Source organism: Binatus sp. (SeqCode), from assembly GCF_049584895.1.
Classification (GTDB): domain Bacteria; phylum Desulfobacterota; class Binatia; order Binatales; family Binataceae; genus Binatus.
In genome coordinates this window covers 1-19493 of the sequence record NZ_JBAUYR010000007.1, presented here as the reverse complement: position 1 = coordinate 19493, position 19493 = coordinate 1, and the positions used below count along the sequence as shown (strand labels likewise).

Genomic DNA, 19493 nt, shown 5'->3' with positions numbered 1-19493 from the left:
GCTATTTTTCCGCCACGTACACATCGACTAACTGCCCCGGATAGACCGGAAGCTTGTCCGATTTTGCAAAACGGAAGATCACAGGCAACACCCGTACATCTACTCTTTCGAGTCGCTCATCCGACAATTCAATCTTGGGCGACACATAAGGCTGCACTCTCACGTATTGGAGTGCAACGCTGATGTTGGTACCGCGAATGGACATGCGAGCTTCCATCTGCGATCCGAGTTTGAGCCTGTGAATCAGGATTTCATCTATATAACAACGCACGCTGACGTAGTCTTCTGATGCTCCCATCACGATGATCGGGTCGAAGCTCTGCGTGTAAGCATCGTACGTGCCTTGAGAAGTAACCGCGTAGCTGCCAACTGCCGCTTGAATCGCGAGAACGTTGCCATCGGCCGGCGCCTTAATAGCGTACCAGGCAAGAAGAGCTTGGGCGGAGTTATAGTTTTTCACCATAACCTCCAGATTGGCCGCCGCCACCTTGGCTGCGTTTGTCGCGTCGTCCAGCGCGTACTTGCTTACCGACTTGGGTTCTAACCGGTAGGAGTGTTCCTGCTTCGCGAGTTCGTCCTGGGCGTTCTTGAGTTGTGCGCGGGCGTACGCGACTTGAGCCTTGGAAGCTTCCACGGTCGCCTTCTGGACTGAGTCATCAAAGCGCACCAGGACTGTTCCCTTGCGTATCGATTGGCCCTCGCGGACAGGAATGTCGACGATGGTGCCCGATATGTTGGGATAGATATTTATGTTAGCGCCGCTGTCCTGGTAGCTTTCGACGATACCCTCGGCGTAGATGCCCTTGGCGTAGGGATCAGTGGCAGGATTAAAGGCCGGCGGCTGTGGTGCCGCATGTAACCCATACACGTAGGCGCCAATCAAGCCGATAGTCAGTCCAGAGAAAGCGAGCAGCAATTCAAGCCTCGGCTTCATACGCTGCTCCCTGTCCAAGACCCGTTATGCGGCCGTCTTCCATTCCCATAATTCTATCGCTGTACTCAAAAATTCGGCTGTCGTGCGTGACGATCAGCAGGCAGCGCTCGGCCGTCAGGATGTTCTCCTTCACGAACGAGACGATCATGCGGCCGGTCTCTCCGTCGAGTGAGGCGGTCGGCTCATCGAAGACCAGGATCCGCGGTTGATGAACAATCGCGCGAGCGATCGCGATCCGCTGCTGCTCTCCACCACTTAGTTTGTTCGGCGCAAGTTCAGCCTTGTCGGCCAACCCCACAATCCGCAGACATCGGTCTGCGGCATCCAGCGCTTCTTTCCAGCTTCGCTTCTGCAGGACCAGCGGAATCGCCACGTTCTCGGCGGTCGTGAGGCGCGGGAAGAGGTGATAGTCCTGAAATACAAACCCGATCGTGTTGAGGCGAAAGTCGGCGATCTCATCGTCCGAGAGGCTCCACAGATCGCGCCCGTCGACTTCGACCGTGCCTGAATTGGGTCTCAGAATTCCGGAAAGCATGCTGAGCAGCGTCGTCTTGCCGCTGCCCGAAGGTCCGACAATATAAAGCATCTCTCCCCAGTAGGCCTCGAAACTCGCTTCTTTGACTGCGTAGGTTCGTGACTCGCCTTCGCCGAACCATTTGCTGAGCTTATTCGCCATAATCGCCGTCCTCGCCGCCATGTCAGCCTCGGAAGATATCGAACGGTTCGATTTTAAGTACGCGGCGCACCCCGGCGTACCCGGAGACGCTCGCAATTATTACGACCAGGAGAAAAGCGAGGCCGAGATTGGTGTAAGTCACGCGGGAGGCATACTCAGGCAGTCTGAGCTTTGCGGCTGCTATCAAAACGGTGGCCAGGCCGATTCCCAAGCCGTAGCCGACGAGCGCGGTAAACCCGGCCTGGAACAGGATCACGTACACAAGTTCGCGGCCCTTGGCGCCCATGGCTTTGAGCGCACCGAAGTGTTCGAGATTCTCGATAATGAAGGTGTAGAAGGTCTGACCGCAGATCGAGAGGCCTACAAGAAAACTTATCACCGTCATCAGCAGCGTGTTGGTGCCGATGCCGGTTTTGTAGATCAGGTAGCTCTCGATCCCATTCTGGAATTCATCATTCGTCTGAGCCAGATAGCCGAGCCGCGCAACCTGCTCTGTGATGCGCGGAATGTCGGAATCAGACTTGGGTTCCAGCAAGATGTACGACGTAGTGAACCGCGTTGAAGGGATGTACTGAATTGCCCGATTGTAGGTGGTATACAGCGTCGGCGTCCCGAACAGTGCGCCAGTCGCAACCGTCGCTATTCCCACGATGACTCCGCGATGGTCGTTCAGTTCAAACTCGGTCCCAAGCGTTGGATTTCCGAGCTTGGGGAATTCTTCGTCCTTCACGGCGATGAATCCATTCTCGGCAAAGATGTCGTCGATGTTGCCTTGGACCAGTTCCGGCCGCCCGAGCAAGCTCGTGTCATCAAGTCCGATCACGGTGGCCGACTGATATGTGCCGTCCTGTAGCTTTAGCAACGCCGAACTCACGTAGAGCGGAACGGCGTAATTGACGCCATCAATACTACGAACCGAATCGAGGACATAGTCGGGCATCGGAATGCTGCCGAAGACGCTGTTCGTTGCGGCCGGATCCATGACCCACATCTTCGCGCCGATATTGATGACCGTGGCGGACGCCTTGGTCAGAATCCCAGCGAAGGAGGACGTCATCTGGACGATGAGGAAGACCGAGAAGGTGGTCCCCACAAGGAGCGCGGTGTACTTGCCTTTGTCTTTGACCAAAAGCTTGTAGGCGAGGATCAGAATTCCCTTCATGTTTTCAAGTGAGAGCAAGAATTGTGCGCGTTCTCAGGGCTTCATTTTCAGCTTGTGGGCGACAGCGCTATTGGACCTCTGGGTCCGAAAGCGACAACGGTGCAAACTTTAAACTGTAGCGAAAGGACGCAGTGCCCGCGCTCGAAGGGTGAGCAATTACTCGACGTAATCCAGATCTACTATACGGCTGCCCTCAGAAGTGAGACGAGGTTCGCCAATTGCGGCGAGAGTCTCTGAAAGGGTCTTTGCAGTGACTTCTCTTTTGCGTCCGGCTCCTTTTTCGCGCCGGACTTCCCGAGCAATGTCGTTGAGCGACAGGACTCCAACCATGTGTCCACTCCGGTCGACGACCGGCAGGCGTCGCACCTGATTGGCTCTCATCAGGGCTTCGGCCTTCGTTATGTCGTCGTCGGCGTGACAAGATATGGGCTTGCGGGAGATTAAGCGGGATAGCGGGATCGCGAGCGGCGGCTTGCCTTGGATATACGTGGCCATCGCGATGTCACGGTCGGTAACGACGCCGATTAAGGCGCCGTTCCCGTTACTTGAGATCACCGGGACGAAGCCGCAGTCACGTTCCCACATTATCTGGGCCGCACGATTGAGGGATTCGTGGGCTTTGCATACCTGGATCTCACGAGTCATCAAATGGTCGACTTTCATTGAAAATTCCCCGTCTCAGCTTCGGACCCTTGGTCCGGCGGTGCGATTGTCGAGGCCCGGGCGTTTCTTTCGTAGGAGGCGCTTCACGGGTTTCGGGTCCCGGCTGAACTCTCTATCGCCTCGCGCACAGTCCATTGGTCATCATACGGCGCATGGCCCCATCCGCCTCTTTGGCGATTGATTCCTTTCTCGCAGTTATCGCAGTACGAGGCGAAGGGAATCGCCATCAGACGCTCGATCGAAATTAAATCGGAGCAATTCTGACATCGGCCATATTTATCCGCCTCAAGGCGTGCGAGAGCTTCATCGAGGTATCTGAGCTTCTCTTCCGTCATCGCGACGAGTCCTGCGTGAGTTTCGGCCTCGCCGGTCGTGCTCGCCGAATTCATCTCGTCAGCCGGCCCTAAGTTGGACACTTGCTCCTGATCCCTTTGGAGGTCCTTTATTTTCCGTCGAGCTTCGTCCTGCAGCCGGGCCAGCATCTCCCGAAGGGTCTGTCGACGTTCCGTGACGGCCTCTACCGAGATGTGACGCGCGTCGATCTGAACATTGCGCTCGAAGGCTGCTTCAATCTGCGACCTGACCTCTGTCGGCTTCGCATTCGGCACTATCACAAGACCATTTTTGACACCCTTTACGCCTGCGAGATGGCGGACTAAATCCTCGGCTGCTGTTTTCTGATATTGCCAGTCGACGTTGCCCTCTAAGGTGATCCAACCGCGTTCCACGATGGCCTTAACGTGGCCCGGGGGCACGGTTCCGCTGATCTTAAGTGCAAGCGCTGCCTCCTGAGCGACCTCCGTGTCAGTCCGTTCGGTGTTCAGCTTTAGTTCAATCTCGTTTGCCAAGCCCGCCACGCCTGCGATGCGTTTAGCAATCCGCTCTGCTGCCCACTTTTCGCCGCAGCTGGACACTTGGCCGGTCAGGGTGACCACGCCATCTTTAGCGGCGACGCCAATGTCGCGAGCATCGACGCCCGGGTCCCATTGAAGTTCCATCTCCACATCGCGACGCAGTTCATTGTCAGTTTTCATATCCAGTCGCTCCTTCACCTAGGGCATCCGCTGACTCGATCCTCGGTTATCTCGTTCGGCGTCTTTGTGCCTCTTACCATCTGCTTCTTTGTGTGCGATTCGGGGATCTCCTCTTATCCACTGCTTGAGCAAGCAACGCGCCATCCAAATTCAGGCTAGAGCGACTCAAATTTGCGCGGGCGATGTAGCCGATCGCGTCACTGCGTCCGGACCATTGATGCGTATGGACCCATTGCACGCCTCGAACATGATTCTGAGCGATCCCTGTCCTGGCCGCTCGAGCTACTTTGAGAATCAAAACAACGACGAGAAGGGTGGTCTCGCTGAGTGCTCGCCCCGCCCAAGCATTTGCCTCAGCTTGGCACGGTTGTAGCTCAGAGACTCCAGAGGACTCAGAAAATGCCCGTAAATGTCGTCCGAACACCAGAAGAGGAAGTCGCATGGGAGCGGGCGAAAGCGCGTGCCCGCGAAGAGTATCCCGACGCGACGGGCGAGCGCTTCTATCGGATCGTCATGGCCATCTACAAGAAGATGGCTCACTACCAACCACATTCGTCCAGAGCCAGCCACGCAAGGAGATTTCGATGAACAAGGGTCTCGTACGAAGTTTGGATCGACGCGGTACCCGGTCGGACAAGAGCCCGCCGGTCGCCAGAAAGCAAAAATTCAGCGATCCCTCGATATGCGAACGGTGCGGCGCGGTATACACCGGGAAAAGCTGGCGCAGCGGCCGCCAGCTGGCGCGCGAGGTTATGGACAAGGCGCCGTGGGTCAAATGTCCCGGTTGCGCACAAACGGCTGCTGGCCAGTATCACGGCCGGGTGCTGATTGCTGTCGACGATAGCGCGACCATCGAGGCCGTTTCGGCTCGGATCGCCAACGTCGAGAAGCGCGCGCAGTTTACACAACCCGAGCGTCGAGTAGTCGCGACCAACCGAAACGGCAACAACCTCGAAGTACTGACGACTTCGCAGAAGCTCGCCCATCGCATCGCACGCGAAGTCGAGAAGGCGTTCGGTGGACGCTCACACTTTTCGTGGTCCCATGAAGACGGCAGCCTGTTGGCCACGGTGAAGATCGCGCAAACGCATGCGCAAGCGAAGAAATCGAAATGAACGCTTCGGCCCGTCGGCTCTCGTGGAATCTCGCGACACGTGCTCTCGTCGCGTCAGCTCTGGTTTTGCTCCTCGCCACACCAATCCGGGCTGCGTCGAGCGGCGCTTCCGAAGCGGTCTGCAATGTCAGCGCTGATTATGCCCTAGGTGTCGAAGACTATCCGGAGGCAATCCGCCTTCATGAACAAGTTGTGCGGCACGATCCCAACGATGCCCTGGCCCACTATCACCTGGGCTTTGCTTATGGAATGAGCCACAACGCAGCGGGGGAACTGCGCGAATATCAGCGCGCCGAACACCTTGGCCTGCGAGAATGGGACCTCTTCTTGAACCTTGGCCTGCTATACCTGGAGAACGGTAACACCATCTCCGCGATAGACGCCTTGAGGACCGCGACTCGGCTTGGTCCTCAGCATAGCGAAGCGCACTTTGATCTGAGTCTCGCGTACGAGCGCGCTGGAAGGCTGTCAGAGGCTCTGACTGAAATCCTGGATTCTCTAAAGATCGATCCTGATCAACCAGATGCGCAGAATACTCTCGCGGTAATCTATGCGGGAATGGGCAACAATAACGGTGCCCGCGCCGTATGGACAAAACTGATCCGCATCGATCCGGATTATCAGCCGGCACGGAGGAACTTCGACTTCTTCGAGCGCGCGACCGCGAATGAGGCTTCGGAACTCCGTCCTAATCTGATTGCGGACTCGTCGCCGAGTTCGCGCTGAGTGGAGGATGCCTGAGATGTCCGCAGATTTGCGTCACATAGTCTGGTTCTCCGATCCCGAGTCTTCAGACGTCGCGCAGTTGGGAGGCAAGAACGCCTCCCTCGGCGAGATGACCCGAAACATGAGTGACGCCGGAATCGCGGTGCCGGAAGGCTTTGCGATCACAGCCGCGGGTTATTGGTCTTTCCTGGACGCAAACCATCTCCGACAGAAAGTTGCGGCAGTCCTTCAGCAGCTCAAGAAAAAAGAGGTCACACTTGCCCGTGCCGGCAGCTCGATACGCAGAATGATTGCCACTGCCCGATTCCCCAAGGATATGGAAGATGCAATCACGAAGGCGTACCGGCTGATGTGTGAAAAGAGCCGACGAAACAATTTCGACGTTGCCGTCAGGAGTAGCGCGACCGCCGAGGACTTGCCCGACGCGAGTTTCGCGGGGCAGCACGAGACCTATCTCAATGTGCGCGGCGAGCGAGACCTGCTCGACGCCTGCAGGCGCTGTTTCGCTTCGCTGTTTAAGGATCGTGCGATTGTCTATCGCGAGAATCATCACTTCGAGCACATGAAAGTCGCGCTCTCGGTCGGAGTTCAGACGATGGTTCGCTCCGACGTGGGCAGTGCGGGCGTCATGTTCTCAATCGATACTGACAGTGGGTTTCCGAGGACCATTTTGATCAACGCCGCGTGGGGATTGGGCGAAGCGGTGGTTCAAGGCGAGGTCGATCCCGACGAGTACATGATCTTCAAGCCCCTGCTGGCAGAGCCGGGGCTCCGTCCGATTATCGAAAAGAATCTGGGCGCAAAGAAAGAGAAGATCATCTATGCGAGCCGGGGTGGGAGCACCCGTACTGTTCGTACTTCAGCCCGAGAACAATCGTCTTTCGTTCTGACGGACGAAGAAATCCTCCGGCTCGCGCGGTGGGCGGTGGCGATCGAGGAACACTACAAGCGCGCGATGGATATCGAATGGGCGAAGGATGGCAAGACCGGCGAGTTGTTCATCGTGCAAGCACGGCCGGAGACGGTGCAATCACGCAGAGAGGCCGCAGCGACCAAAACCTACACCCTCAAGGGCAAGGGGAAGCGGCTGCTGACCGGGCTCAGCATCGGTGACGCGATCGCTTCCGGCAAGGTTTGCAAGCTCAAGAGTCCCTCGGAGATCGGACAATTCCAGAAGGGCGCAATCCTGGTAACCGCGACCACCGATCCTGACTGGATGCCGATCATGAAGCGCGCCACCGCGATAGTTACTGATCACGGCGGACGCACCTCGCATGCGGCGATCGTCAGCCGTGAGCTCGGCTTGCCCGCGATCGTCGGCACCGGCAACGCTACGTCGATACTCAAGAGCGGCCAAACCATTACCGTCTCATGCGCCGAGGGCGAACAGGGTTACGTTTACGATGGCGCAGTTCCGTTCGAGGTCTCCGACCGCGTGTTCGAAGACACCTGGAGAACGCACACGAAGGTGATGCTCAATATGGCCAATCCTTCAGCGGCGCTTCGGTGGTGGCGGCTACCGGCCGACGGTATCGGTCTTGCGCGCATGGAATTCATCATCGGCAACATCATCAAGATTCATCCGATGGCGCTGGTGTCATTTGCAAAACTTAGAGATGCGAAGGCACGGCGGCAGATCGCCGAGTTGACCCGAGGGTATCGAGACAAACCTGATTATTTTGTCGATAAGCTGGCTTTCGGGATCGCGCAAATTGCCGCCGCGCGATATCCCAATCCGGTGATCGTTCGCATGAGCGATTTCAAAACTAACGAGTATGCGCGGCTCATCGGTGGAGTGCAGTTCGAACCCACCGAAGAGAACCCGATGCTCGGATGGCGGGGCGCTAGCAGATATTACGACGAAGGATATCGTGAAGGCTTTGCGCTCGAATGTCGCGCGATTCAGAAGGTGCGCGATCAAATAGGCCTGCGCAACGTTATCGTGATGATTCCTTTTTGCCGCACTTTGGACGAGGCGGACAAAACGCTTGCGACGATGGCCGATTACGGTCTTAAGCGAGGGCAGGACAAGCTCGAGGTTTACGTGATGTGCGAAATTCCATCGAACGTAATCCTGGCTGAGAAATTTGCCGAGAGGTTCGACGGCTTCTCGATAGGCAGCAATGATCTGACGCAGCTCACCCTTGGAGTCGATCGCGATTCCGAGCGGCTGGCGCCGCTTTTCGACGAACAGAACGAAGCTGTAACCACGCTGATCACAGACGTGATCCGATCGGCGCACAAGCTCGGGCGCAAAGTCGGTCTATGCGGCGAGGCGCCGAGCAGCCATCCGGAGTTCGCGCGCTTCCTCGTCCACGCCGGCATCGATTCTATTTCTGTCAGCCCGGACAGCTTCGCCCGCGTGAAGCGAGCTGTCGCTTCAGCAGAGTCCGAAGTAATGACGCCTGCGGCATGAAAATGAAGGGCCAACAGGATGGCGAATACAATTGACCTGACAAATGAACGGCTTCAGATGGTTCGCGATTAATTTGCGAAGCGCGGAGTCCTATGGTATTTCGTCCGGCGTTTTCATTGCGTCGTTGATCTCAAACCACGAAACCGGCTCTCGGGCTTCAAGTTTATTGATAACTCGCGTCGCTCGCCTTGCCTGAATATCGCATAACAGGGTAAGCCACTCTTCATCTTCGCTTCCCAGGTTGTTGTGCCACTTCTCATCGTCGAGCGCCTTTGCTTGCTCCAACCTCTCCACTAACTTTGCCCTCAGCTCGGGCGAGATATGCTTTGGCGGAACGAATAGCGCCTCTGTTATCTCCGATCGGTCGACATTCGAGTTTTCGTTCAAGTCTCTGATCGCCGAATCGGCCTTCTCGGCCTGCCTAAGACAGTCGCCTTCCGTGACGAAACCCAAGGAGATATCGTTCGCCTCATCCAAGTCGGCTTGCCTCGCTTGTCGCAACTGCTCAATTGCCTGGCCGCGCTCTTGAGATGACACCACGTCACTTGAGCAGGACAAAAGCCCGTCGAATAACGAAAATGCGACTATTGATGCGGGAATGAAATCGAAGGCGCGCTTTCTCATCTCGTGAATTTAATCATTGCGTGTCGTCGCGCCAGCCCTGCACTTGTGCCTTGCTTGCTCGCTCCTCGGCTACTTGCCGCGCACGATCGAACTTGGGTTGCGTTCCAGATAGTCAGTCAGTTCACGCATCGAGCGCGCCGATTTGGACAACTCAGTCAGAGTCTCGTTGAGCTGAAGGGCGAGCGGCGCCTGCGGATCGAAGGTGGCTTGCAGGTTGGCCAGCGCGGCCTGCGCGTGCGCCAAGGTCACATTTGCATTGTCCGCCGTCTGGCGCAGGCTTTTGGCCAGCGGTCCAGTTTGGGCATTCATGTTGTCGGCGAGGTGGCGAATGCTCGCTGCGGTTGCGGCCAGCTCCGCCGATGCCTTTGCGAGATTGGCGACCGCATCCTGCAGCTGCTGCGAGCTCGTAAACTTTCTCAGCGAGTCTAGCGTCGCGTTCAGGTCTGCCAATGTCTTCTCGAAGTCAGCTCGCTGCAGATGCTCAAGAATCTGCGTCACCGTAACCTGGGCCTGCTCGAGTGCGGTTGGAATCGTCGGAATTTCAACGTACTCGTCATTTTGCTGCTGCACGAAATTGGCGGGAGTGTCCGGCAGCATCTCCAGATCTACGTACAAAATTCCTGTGAGGAGACTTTCCATCGCGAGCACGCCGCGCAATCCGTGCTGCACGGCGCGCTCAATATGCTGTGGGTCCGCCAAATCTGTATTGCGGACGCCGCGCGCGCGCAGCATTGTCTCATCGAGTTCGACGATCACCGCGATTTTTACCTTGGTCGGAAATTCCTCGACCGGCTCGCCGCGCGGATTGAAGCCAAGCCGAATTTCCTTCACCGCGCCGACCGGCACGCCTTCCATCTTGACCGACGCGCCGACCAGCAGGCCGTTCACACTGCCCGAAAAGTACATGACGTATTCGCGGGTCTTACGGAACAGGCGGCCCGAACCAAGCGCGACGATCGCGATGACGATAATCGCGACAGCGCCAATCGCGAACGCGCCGACCAGCGCCGGACTCACGCGCCTACCCATCGCTAAGAGCCTCTGCGCGACTTTCCAGGTCAGGGCGGAGAAACTTCTGCACCGCTGGGATATCGCAATGGTCACGCAGTTCGCGCGGATCGCCTTGCGCGATCATCCGGCGCGATATCCCGTCGAGGAACACGGAGTTGTTTGCGATCATGAAGATGCTCGCGAGGTCGTGCGTGACGACCATAATCGTCGCGCCCAGACTGTCGCGGAGTTCGATGATCAGCTCGTTGAGGAGCCGGGTGCTTATCGGATCGAGTCCCGCGGACGGTTCGTCAAAGAACAGCACGTCCGGATCCAGCGCCATCGCACGTGCCAGCGCGGCACGCTTTTGCATACCGCCGCTAATTTGGCTCGGATAATAGTCTTCAAAACCCTTGAGCCCAACCAATCCGAGTTTGAGCTTCGCGATTGCTTGAATTTCCCACTCGCTTAGATCGGTGAACTCGGCCAGCGGCAATGCGATATTTTCCGCGAGCGTCATCGAACTCCACAGTGCACCGGACTGATAGGTTACGCCGAAGCGCCGCAGCATACGCTGGCGTTCCTCGGTTGATGCGCGGGTGAAGCTCTTTCCTTCGTACAAGATTTCGCCGCGTGCCGGCTCCAGCAGCCCGATCATGTGACGTAGCAGTGTGGATTTGCCACATCCGCTGCCACCCATCACCACGAAGATATCGCCGCGACGCACGATGAAGTTCAGGTCGCGCATCACTACAAAGTCACCGAACGCCATAGTGAGATCGCGCACTTCGATCCGCGCCTCGGAACTGCCGGCCCGCGCGGGTATCGCGGCTGTTTCGCTCGATTTCGTCATTCGCTACCCGGGTTCATATACCAAGCGCGTGGTAGACGAACGCGAAGATGCCGCATGCAAGGACGATAAACACGATGCCGGTCGCTACCGCCGATGTAGTCGCCTCGCCGACCGCCGATGAACTGCTGCCACATTGAAATCCGCGCATGCATCCAGAGAGTGCCACCAACGCGCCATAGACGGTGGCCTTCACCAGTCCGCCAATTATGTAACCTGCGGTTATCGATCTGGCCGTTTCGTGCAAGTAGACAGTCGGCGAAATACCGAGCATCAGCGATCCGATCGTGGCTCCGCCAAAGATAGCGATCAGATCCGAGTAGAGGCAGAGCAGCGGCATCATCAATATCAGCGCGATCATGCGTGGCAGCACGAGAAACTCGAGCGCCGAAATTCCCATCGTCGAGAGCGCGTCGATTTCCTCGGTCACCTTCATCGTGCCGAGCGCCGCCGCGAACGCGGCGCCGGTGCGGCCTGCCATGATGATCGCTGTCATCATCGCACCCATCTCGCGGGTGACGCCGATTCCGACCAGGTCGGCGACGTAGATTTGAGCGCCGAACTGACTGAGCTGGATCGCGCCCATGAACGCCAGGATGATTCCCACCAGGTAGCTGATTAGCGCTACGATTCCGAGCGCGTCCGCGCCGCACTCCTGAATTTCAAGCATCAAGTCCGATCTGCGAAAGCGAGCTTGCCCGCGCATCATGCGGCCGAACGCGAGGATGACTTCTCCGATGAATTCCAGCGAGTCGGCGACCGATCGCTCGTAACCGATACTTACCGTACCGACGCGCTCGAGAATCTTGAGATGCTGAACCTCATGGCGCGCGCCTTCGGTTTCGGGCACCGCGCGTGCCAAATCGAGGAGGCGTCGCACACCCTCGGGCAGGCCGCCGCGATCAACGGCGATCGAGCGCACATCGCAGGCTTCAATCAGTATTTCCACCCAGGCCACAAGCCCGCTTCCCCATTCGCGCAGGGCGCCGGCATCGAAGGTGATCCGCGCCGGAGGCGGGGCAGTATCGAGTATTCTTTCGATGGGCTCATCAGACACGCCGGTGAGATGAAGATGCCACTCGCCCGCGAGCCGAACCGTCACGGTAGCGTCCCTCGTCCGCGAAAACGAAACGCGAGCCGAGGCGGCGGAGATTGGCGAAGAGACCATGGGGCTGGCAGGTGTGCTCAGTCAAACCTCCGGAAATATTGATGATCGAGCATGAGAAATCGCCATTACGCTAACAGACTTTCGCGTCCCCTGAACATCAGCGTCATCATTTAGTTGTTGGCCGGGTTCGAGCATTCGCTCCGGCAGGAAAGACTGAAGACCTGGGAACGACTGTCACCATAACTGTGTCCGATCGCGCCACTTGCTAAGCGGGGTCATGAGTCCGTTCGAATCAGCGTATCGGGTTTTCTATGCGGGCTTTCGCTTGGTTCGGAGTTTCGCAACGCACAAACCTCCTTTGCGCAGAGAACAAACATTCCGAAAAATCTATCTTGGGTTGGTCTTCGGCGAGTCTTGGCACGGCAGTAGCTAAGATAAAGCGAGGATGAAGAAGGTCTCGGGTCGCTCGGCAACTTTTTCGAGGAAATAATCATGCTTGATTTGACAAACGAACGCCTTCGGATGGTCAAAGATCAGATTGCAGGCCGTGGAGTTCACAACCCGGCTGTGCTCGAGGCGATGCGGCATGTCCCGCGCGAGGCTTTCATTCCCGAAGAGCTTGCCGAGTTCGCTTACCGCGATACGCCTTTACCGATCGAGGCCGACCAGACGATCTCGCAGCCCTACATCGTCGCCCTGATGATCGAGAGTGTGGAACCGCGCGCGGGCGACCGTGCGCTGGAGATAGGGACCGGCTCTGGATATGCGGCGGCTGTGCTCTCGCAGGTAGTTGGCGAGGTATACACCATCGAACGCCACGAGCAACTGGCCAAGCTGGCGACGGAACGTTTAGACAGTTTGGGCTATTCGAACGTCAAGGTTCTTTATGGCGACGGTACTCTTGGTTGGCCCGAGCATAGTCCCTACGACGTGATCATCGTGACGGCCGGCGGTCCGCAGGTGCCCAAGCCGTTGCTGCAACAGCTCGCGATTGGCGGCCGTCTCATCATCCCGGTAGGCGAAACCTCGCGACTGCAACGCCTGGTTCGAGTGACCCGGACCAGTCAGGACCGTTTCGAAGACGAGGATCTCGGCGACGTTCAATTCGTTCCATTGATCGGATCGGAGGGTTGGGACGCCGGCGTTGCAAAAGCTGTGCGCCCTTCTACTCAGCGCAGCCGTTCCACGACGATCGCCAAGCTAATCCGCGAGACTGCCGAACCCATTGCGGACATCGACCAAGCCGACGTGAGCTCTCTGATAGAGCGGATCGGGGATTCGCGCGTCGTCCTGCTCGGCGAGGCAACTCACGGAACGTCAGAGTTCTACCGGATGCGTGCCCGAATCACGAAAGAACTGATCTTGCGGCACGGGTTCAATTTCGTCGCAGTCGAGGCTGATTGGCCCGACGCGGCACGGATCAACCAATACATCCGCCATGCTCCGGTGCGCCAAGAACAGTGGAAGGCCTTCGCGCGATTCCCGACCTGGATGTGGCGAAACCATGAGGCGTTGGATTTAATTGAGTGGCTGCGCGCCTGGAATGCCGAGGTATCGGAACCAGAGCGACGCGCAAGCTTCTATGGATTGGATCTCTACAGCCTGTTCACCTCGATCAATGCGGTCATCACGTACCTGAACAGCGTCGATCCAAAGATGGCAGCGGTCGCGCGGCAGCGTTACGCATGCCTGAGTCCATGGGAACAGGATCCCGCCGTGTACGGGCGAGCTGTGCTGAGCGGACGATATCAAGACTGCGAAGCGGCGGTTGTTGCGATGTTGCGCGACATGTTGAATCGGCGAATCGAATACTCGCAGCGCGACGGTGATCGCTTCTTCGACGCGGCGCAGAATGCTCGCCTCGTAGCAGCGGCCGAGCGTTACTACCGCGTCATGTATTACGGAAACGTCGAGTCATGGAATCTGCGCGATCAGCACATGTTCGACACGCTCGAGAGATTGCTGGAATTTCACGGGCCTGGCAGCAAGGGCATCGTGTGGGAGCACAACTCGCACGTTGGCGACGCCTCGGCTACCGAGATGGGCACGCGTGGTGAACATAACGTCGGACAGCTATCGCGCGCGCGGTTCGCCGAGTCGGCATACTTGGTTGGCTTCGGTACTGACCATGGGACCGTGGCAGCAGCCTCGGATTGGGACGGGCCAATGGAGATCAAACGGATAAGGCCGTCGCACGAGGCCAGCTATGAACGTCTATGCCACGATTCCGAGATCAAAGCTTTCATGCTGCATCTTAGAGACCCTGTGCGGCAGGCGGTTCGCGACGAGCTGGAATCCGCGCGCCTCGAACGCGCGATTGGAGTAATCTATCGACCCGAATCCGAACTCCAAAGCCATTACTTCCAGGCGTGTTTGCCCCGCCAATTCGACGAATACATCTGGTTCGACGAAACGCGTGCGGTATCGCCGCTTCCATCGGTCGTCGCACCGGGCGTGCCGGAGACGTATCCGTTCGGCGTCTGACTGCCGATGCGTGTCACTAATAAAGAACGAAATGAATGCGAATATCAAAAAGGTATTACACAAGCTCGACTGGATGCGCGAACAAAGCATCTGGCCCAACGGCAAGCGATACCTATGGACCGATGCTTTCGGTGTCGTTCTGCTGGTCTCGCTCTACCACGAACTGAAGCAGAAAAAGTTTCTCGACGAAGCTCAGCGCGTTGTCGCCGAGGTCGAGCGTGTTCTCGGCCGACAGCGCGGCTTTAGAATTGGTGAAGCTCCGGACCGCGACGGCCAGTACTTTCACTATCTGGCGATGTGGATTTTCGCGCTGACACGCCTTGGCAAAATAATTCCTGAATACCGCGCGAAGGCGATCCAACTGGTGAAGGACATCCATCCAGCCTTCATAATTCCGGGCATAAGTGTGCATTGGAAAATGCTGGAGGATTTAAGCGCACCGTACCCCGGTTTCGGACTCGGTGCACTCGATCCGTTCCATGGGTACCTTGTTTACAAGCTGCTTCACGAAGATGCGCTCGTGGATGAAATCCGAGAGATGAAGGTCATCGTCGAACGAAGCTACCGAGATCTCGTTATCACCCAAGACCTAGGTCTCGGAATGATGCTATGGATGACGAGTTTTTTTCCCGAAGAGCGTTGGGCAATTGTTCATCGCGAGCGGAGTCTCGCCATGCTCAACAGGATGTGGATCGATCGGCCCGGGTATTTTTGCCGCGAGTTGGGAGTGCCTTCGGTCAAGTTTGCGTTTACGAACTACGGCGTCTCCCTCGGTCTCCAGGCGGTTGACGAATGGCCCGCGCGCGTGGCGCGATTGAACTCGTTTTTCGAAGGGTACCGCTCGGGCGACGAATACGACACTGATGCGATCACGCACGTGATGGCTTGCGTATCATCTTGCCCCGGCGAGTTCATACCGCAGCGCATCGGGACCTAGCGTCAGATGGCTGAGCAGCAAGAAAAGACGCAAAGGGGCACGCAGGGTAAGCCACCGCCGCTCCCCCGCGGCGTTATGTTCTGGTGGCTGATGTCCCTTGCATTGCTGATCTGGTACGTCGTCGGCTTGTGGCCACGATCGCAACCCAAGGCTGCTATCCCCTATTCGTTCTTTGTCGCGCAGGTTCAAGAGAACAACGTCTCCCGTGTCCATATCGCTGCAGACATGATCGAGGGAAAATTTGTAAAACAAATCGTTTGGCCACCGAGCGAATCTCCGACAAAGCCAGCATCGAAACCCACGCAGCCTCCGTCTGTGCCTCCAACAACTACCGGCGCCGGCCCTGCGGTACAGCCCCCCTCTGCGTATAGCGAATTCACTACGACCTTTCCCGCTACCGTCGGTGACCCCGCTTTGATGCCGCTGCTCATCGCACACCACGTGGTCGTCGATGTGTCGTCGTCTTCGACTCCGTGGTTCATCGAGCTCCTAGTCACGTGGGGGCCTTTGCTAGTTCTATTCGGATTTTTCTGGTGGCTAAGTAACCGAGCCGTACGTAGCCAATCGGGTATGTTCGGCTTCGGGCGCATGAAGGCGCAGCGTTACAGCAGCGAGCAGCCGAAAGTCACTTTCAATGACGTGGCAGGAGCGGACGAGGCCAAGGCTGAGCTTCAGGAAGAGGTCGATTTCCTGAAGCATCCCAAGAAGTATCACGATTTGGGCGCACGAATTCCCAGAGGAGTGCTTCTCGTCGGAGCACCAGGGACAGGCAAGACTCTTATGGCACGCGCTGTAGCGGGAGAGGCCGGGGTCCCGTTCTTCAGCCTGAATGCATCTGAGTTTGTCGAGATGTTCGTCGGCGTGGGAGCGAGCCGGGTCCGAGACTTGTTCCGGCAGGCCAAGGAGGCGGCGCCGGCGATTGTGTTCATCGACGAGTTGGATGCGGTCGGACGGCGACGTGGCGCTGGCATAGGCACCGTCAACGACGAGCGCGAACAGACGCTCAATCAGCTACTGGGCGAGCTCGACGGTTTTGACGAGCGGATCGAGGTGATTATTCTGGCGGCGACCAATCGCCCCGACGTTCTCGATCCAGCGCTGCTGCGTCCGGGACGTTTTGATCGTCAGGTGGTGATTACTCTTCCAGACAAGATAGGGCGCGAAGGAATCTTGCGCATCCACACTGCCAAGCTCCGACTCGCCGGCGATGTCGACCTTGCCATACTTGCGAACAGCACCATAGGCATGAGTGGTGCGGATTTGGCAAACCTTTGCAACGAAGCTGCGCTTACCGCGGCCAGACATGACCATCAGGCTGTTACAATGTCGGATTTTGAAGAGAGTCAGGACAAAGTTCGGATGGGTGCGGCTCATCCACAATTGGTGAATCCCCGCGAACGGCGCGTGGTTGCATATCACGAATGTGGGCACGCTGTCGTTGCGTGGCTGACTCCGGGCTCTGACCCGGTGCACAAGGTGACGATCGTCCCGCATGGACAAGCTCTCGGAATGACGCAGCAGGTCCCCGGCGAAGAGCGTCACAACCTGAGCCTGTCCTATCTAAGGGCGCGACTGGCAGTGCTGCTCGGCGGACGCACGGCAGAAGAGATCGTTTTCGGCGACGTGACCACTGGCGCAGAGAACGATCTTGTGGAAGCTACTCGCCTGACTCGCCGCATGGTGACCCGATGGGGGATGAGCAAGCTCGGGTTGGTGGCTTTCAAAACCGACGAGCAGCAACCTTTCCTCGGATACGAGATCTCGCAAGGACGCGATTACAGCGAAGCGACTGCGGCCCGAATAGACCAGGAGGTCTCGCGTCTGCTGCAGGAAACCCACGATAGTGTCCGCCGTTGCTTGACTGAATCGCGGGAGCGGCTGGATCGGCTCGCCGAAGCTCTTCTGCGAGAGGAAACCGTTAGTTCCGAGGAATTGCATCATATCCTGGGTCCTCGTCCCGATTCAGGACTAGTAGAGATGGAGAAGAGCGTTGCAGGTTTACGGAAATAATTTTCGCAATACTCAGCCAATTCTCAAATCCAGGTATGCATGGCGGGCGGTTAACCTTGATTTTAGACAGCATCCATATGTGGCGATCTAGCTGCCAATGACTCCAACGGGCAGTGCGACGGTTCGCAATCACTCGCTGCTGAGTTCGGTCCGCCTTCTTTTAACGCGAAGGTTCGGTTCGTTCTGGGTCGGAAGCCTGCTTTCCAATCTCGGGACATGGATGCAGCAGGTCGCCGAGCCGTGGCTCATCTTGAGCATGAGTGGCTCTTCGTTTCTGCTCGGCCTCGACGCTTTCGCGATGGATGCGCCGGTCTGGATTCTGACGCTCTTGGGAGGAGTGCTCGCGGACCGTCGCGACCGAAGTAAAGTCATCGCTTTTTTTCAGACTATCCAGATGCTCTGCCCGATTCTCCTGGTTCTGTTGATTCTCACGCGGACGATTCATGTCTGGATGATTATCGGCTTGTCACTCATCGTCGGCATCACAGATGCGCTCTCGATGCCCGCCTTCCAGTCTATCGTGCCGTCGATCGTCGCTCCCAATCAGATCGGAACGGCGATCGCTCTGAATTCCACACAATTCAATTTATCGAGGGTGCTGGGTCCGGCGATTGCCGGCGTGGTGATGGCCCGGTACGGCCCGGTCTGGTGCTTCGGAGCGAATGCGCTCTCTTACATACCCCTGCTACTCACGGTTTATTGGATTCGAGTGACACGCAAGGCTGACCGCCGATTCGCGATGAGCAGCGGCCGACCGTGGTTCGCGGAGATTCGCAGGATCGGTCGCCAGCCTAGACTTCTGGGCGCACTATGCACGGTCTTGGTCACAAGCATGTTCTGCGGCCCTCTAATCGCCTTCAGCCCGGTGTTGATCAAGCACGTGTTTCACTCCGACGCCAGTCACTTTGGACAGGCAATCGCCGCATTCGGTGCGGGCGGTCTGATTGGAGCAACGGGGATTCTAGCCGTCGAAGGACGCGTCGATCGCATAAAGTTATGTTCGGGAGCCGCCGTTCTTTACGGCGCGCTTCTCACGCTCGTCGCGGTGAATCGATCGCTTCCACTATTGAGCGTTCTTCTGGTGTTGTGCGGAGCTGCGATGACAGCGAGCAACACCTCGGCGAACTCGATCCTCCAATACACAGCTCATGACAGGATTCGGGGCCGGACTTCGAGTCTCTACATGCTCGCGATGCGGGGAGGCCTATCACTTGGAAATCTCGTGGCAGCCGTCTCGGTGACTTATCTAGGGGTAAGTCATGTATTTTTGATCAACGGAATTGCGGCAGTACTGATCCACGCCTGGATCTACCGAAAATGGGTATGTGCTACCGCAGCGGTCGTGCAACAAATCCCTTCTAGCTCCGAGCACACGCTAGTTCTCGGGCATGAAGCAGGGCCACAGACAGCTATCGCTTTGCCAGCCCAGAAGAACGTTTCGAAAATATGATAGCCTCAACCGCTTGAACGCAAGATCTGCGGAGCCGGGAACTATGAACCTGATTTTCAGAAAGAATTCACTTCGACCAGATATCATTCTGCTGCTCGGATTTTTGCTACTTGCCACGCCGGCGATTGCCCAGGGCAACGATATACGCGAAGGTCGAGAACAATATCTACAGCATTGTGCCGCTTGCCATGGAGTCAAAGCTGATGGTCACGGACCTCTGGAACACGAACTTACAGAGCCCCCAGCTGACTTGCGTCTGCTCTCCCGGAAATACGGAAATCCGCTGCCCGAGGACCAGATAGCGCGATTGATGGA

Annotated in this window: 18 protein-coding genes; 9 read left to right on the top strand and 9 right to left on the bottom strand. The window is 57.3% G+C overall.

What is annotated here, in order from left to right:
- Position 1: 1 nt before the first annotated feature.
- From WB650_RS01475 to WB650_RS01455, 5 genes are all read right to left on the bottom strand, one after another.
- Entirely contained in the window at positions 2-934 is a 933-nt protein-coding gene (locus WB650_RS01475) for an efflux RND transporter periplasmic adaptor subunit (protein ID WP_422305834.1), read from the bottom strand.
- On the bottom strand, positions 918-1610 hold the full coding sequence (locus WB650_RS01470) for an ABC transporter ATP-binding protein (protein ID WP_422305832.1): 693 nt from the start codon (positions 1608-1610) through the stop codon (positions 918-920). The genes WB650_RS01475 and WB650_RS01470 overlap by 17 nt, the downstream gene beginning before the upstream one ends.
- Positions 1611-1632: 22 nt before the next feature.
- Positions 1633-2772 carry an ABC transporter permease gene (locus WB650_RS01465; protein ID WP_422305830.1) on the bottom strand — a complete coding sequence of 380 codons (1140 nt, stop codon included), beginning with the start codon at positions 2770-2772 and terminating at the stop codon, positions 1633-1635.
- Between the two features lie 156 nt (positions 2773-2928).
- On the bottom strand, positions 2929-3435 hold the full coding sequence (locus WB650_RS01460; protein WP_422305828.1) for a CBS domain-containing protein: 507 nt from the start codon (positions 3433-3435) through the stop codon (positions 2929-2931).
- A gap of 83 nt (positions 3436-3518) precedes the next feature.
- The gene (locus WB650_RS01455) at positions 3519-4469 is read right to left on the bottom strand and encodes a BON domain-containing protein (RefSeq protein WP_422305826.1); all 951 of its coding nucleotides are present in this window, start codon (positions 4467-4469) and stop codon (positions 3519-3521) included.
- A 399-nt stretch (positions 4470-4868) separates the two neighbouring features.
- Here WB650_RS01455 and WB650_RS01450 point away from each other — a divergent pair, with 399 nt between their 5' ends.
- The 4 genes from WB650_RS01450 to ppsA are packed head-to-tail and all read left to right on the top strand — an operon-like array spanning position 4869 to position 8725.
- Positions 4869-5057 carry a hypothetical protein gene (locus WB650_RS01450; RefSeq protein WP_422305824.1) on the top strand — a complete coding sequence of 63 codons (189 nt, stop codon included), beginning with the start codon at positions 4869-4871 and terminating at the stop codon, positions 5055-5057.
- Positions 5054-5584 (top strand): hypothetical protein, encoded by a 531-nt coding sequence (locus WB650_RS01445; protein WP_422305822.1) that lies wholly within the window; start codon positions 5054-5056, stop codon positions 5582-5584. Before WB650_RS01450 ends, WB650_RS01445 begins: the two co-directional genes overlap by 4 nt.
- Positions 5581-6309, top strand: a complete 729-nt coding sequence (locus tag WB650_RS01440; RefSeq protein ID WP_423959150.1) for a tetratricopeptide repeat protein — start codon at positions 5581-5583, stop codon at positions 6307-6309. Before WB650_RS01445 ends, WB650_RS01440 begins: the two co-directional genes overlap by 4 nt.
- Before the next feature lie 16 nt (positions 6310-6325).
- Positions 6326-8725 carry a phosphoenolpyruvate synthase gene (ppsA, locus tag WB650_RS01435; RefSeq protein ID WP_422305818.1) on the top strand — a complete coding sequence of 800 codons (2400 nt, stop codon included), beginning with the start codon at positions 6326-6328 and terminating at the stop codon, positions 8723-8725.
- A gap of 90 nt (positions 8726-8815) precedes the next feature.
- Here ppsA and WB650_RS01430 read toward each other — a convergent pair whose 3' ends face one another.
- The 4 genes from WB650_RS01430 to WB650_RS01415 form a co-directional block, all read right to left on the bottom strand.
- Positions 8816-9349, bottom strand: coding sequence for a hypothetical protein (locus WB650_RS01430; RefSeq protein ID WP_422305816.1), 534 nt, complete (start codon positions 9347-9349; stop codon positions 8816-8818).
- 69 nt (positions 9350-9418) lie between these two features.
- Positions 9419-10378, bottom strand: coding sequence for an MlaD family protein (locus WB650_RS01425; protein WP_422305814.1), 960 nt, complete (start codon positions 10376-10378; stop codon positions 9419-9421).
- Positions 10371-11192 carry an ABC transporter ATP-binding protein gene (locus tag WB650_RS01420; protein WP_422305812.1) on the bottom strand — a complete coding sequence of 274 codons (822 nt, stop codon included), beginning with the start codon at positions 11190-11192 and terminating at the stop codon, positions 10371-10373. Before WB650_RS01420 ends, WB650_RS01425 begins: the two co-directional genes overlap by 8 nt.
- Before the next feature lie 13 nt (positions 11193-11205).
- The gene (locus tag WB650_RS01415) at positions 11206-12291 is read right to left on the bottom strand and encodes an MlaE family ABC transporter permease (protein WP_422305810.1); all 1086 of its coding nucleotides are present in this window, start codon (positions 12289-12291) and stop codon (positions 11206-11208) included.
- Positions 12292-12789: 498 nt separating this feature from the next.
- On the opposite strand from WB650_RS01415, the gene WB650_RS01410 reads away from it, so the two are divergent.
- The 5 genes from WB650_RS01410 to WB650_RS01390 all read left to right on the top strand — a co-directional run.
- A complete protein-coding gene (locus WB650_RS01410; protein WP_422305808.1) occupies positions 12790-14781 on the top strand; it encodes a protein-L-isoaspartate(D-aspartate) O-methyltransferase in 1992 nt (663 codons plus the stop codon).
- Between the two features lie 31 nt (positions 14782-14812).
- Positions 14813-15718 (top strand): hypothetical protein, encoded by a 906-nt coding sequence (locus tag WB650_RS01405; RefSeq protein ID WP_422305806.1) that lies wholly within the window; start codon positions 14813-14815, stop codon positions 15716-15718.
- Between the two features lie 6 nt (positions 15719-15724).
- Positions 15725-17728 (top strand): ATP-dependent zinc metalloprotease FtsH, encoded by a 2004-nt coding sequence (ftsH, locus tag WB650_RS01400; protein WP_422305804.1) that lies wholly within the window; start codon positions 15725-15727, stop codon positions 17726-17728.
- Positions 17729-17825: 97 nt separating this feature from the next.
- On the top strand, positions 17826-19178 hold the full coding sequence (locus WB650_RS01395; RefSeq protein WP_423959146.1) for an MFS transporter: 1353 nt from the start codon (positions 17826-17828) through the stop codon (positions 19176-19178).
- Between the two features lie 43 nt (positions 19179-19221).
- The coding region (locus WB650_RS01390; RefSeq protein ID WP_423959144.1) for a c-type cytochrome at positions 19222-19493 on the top strand (272 nt) is incomplete at its 3' end.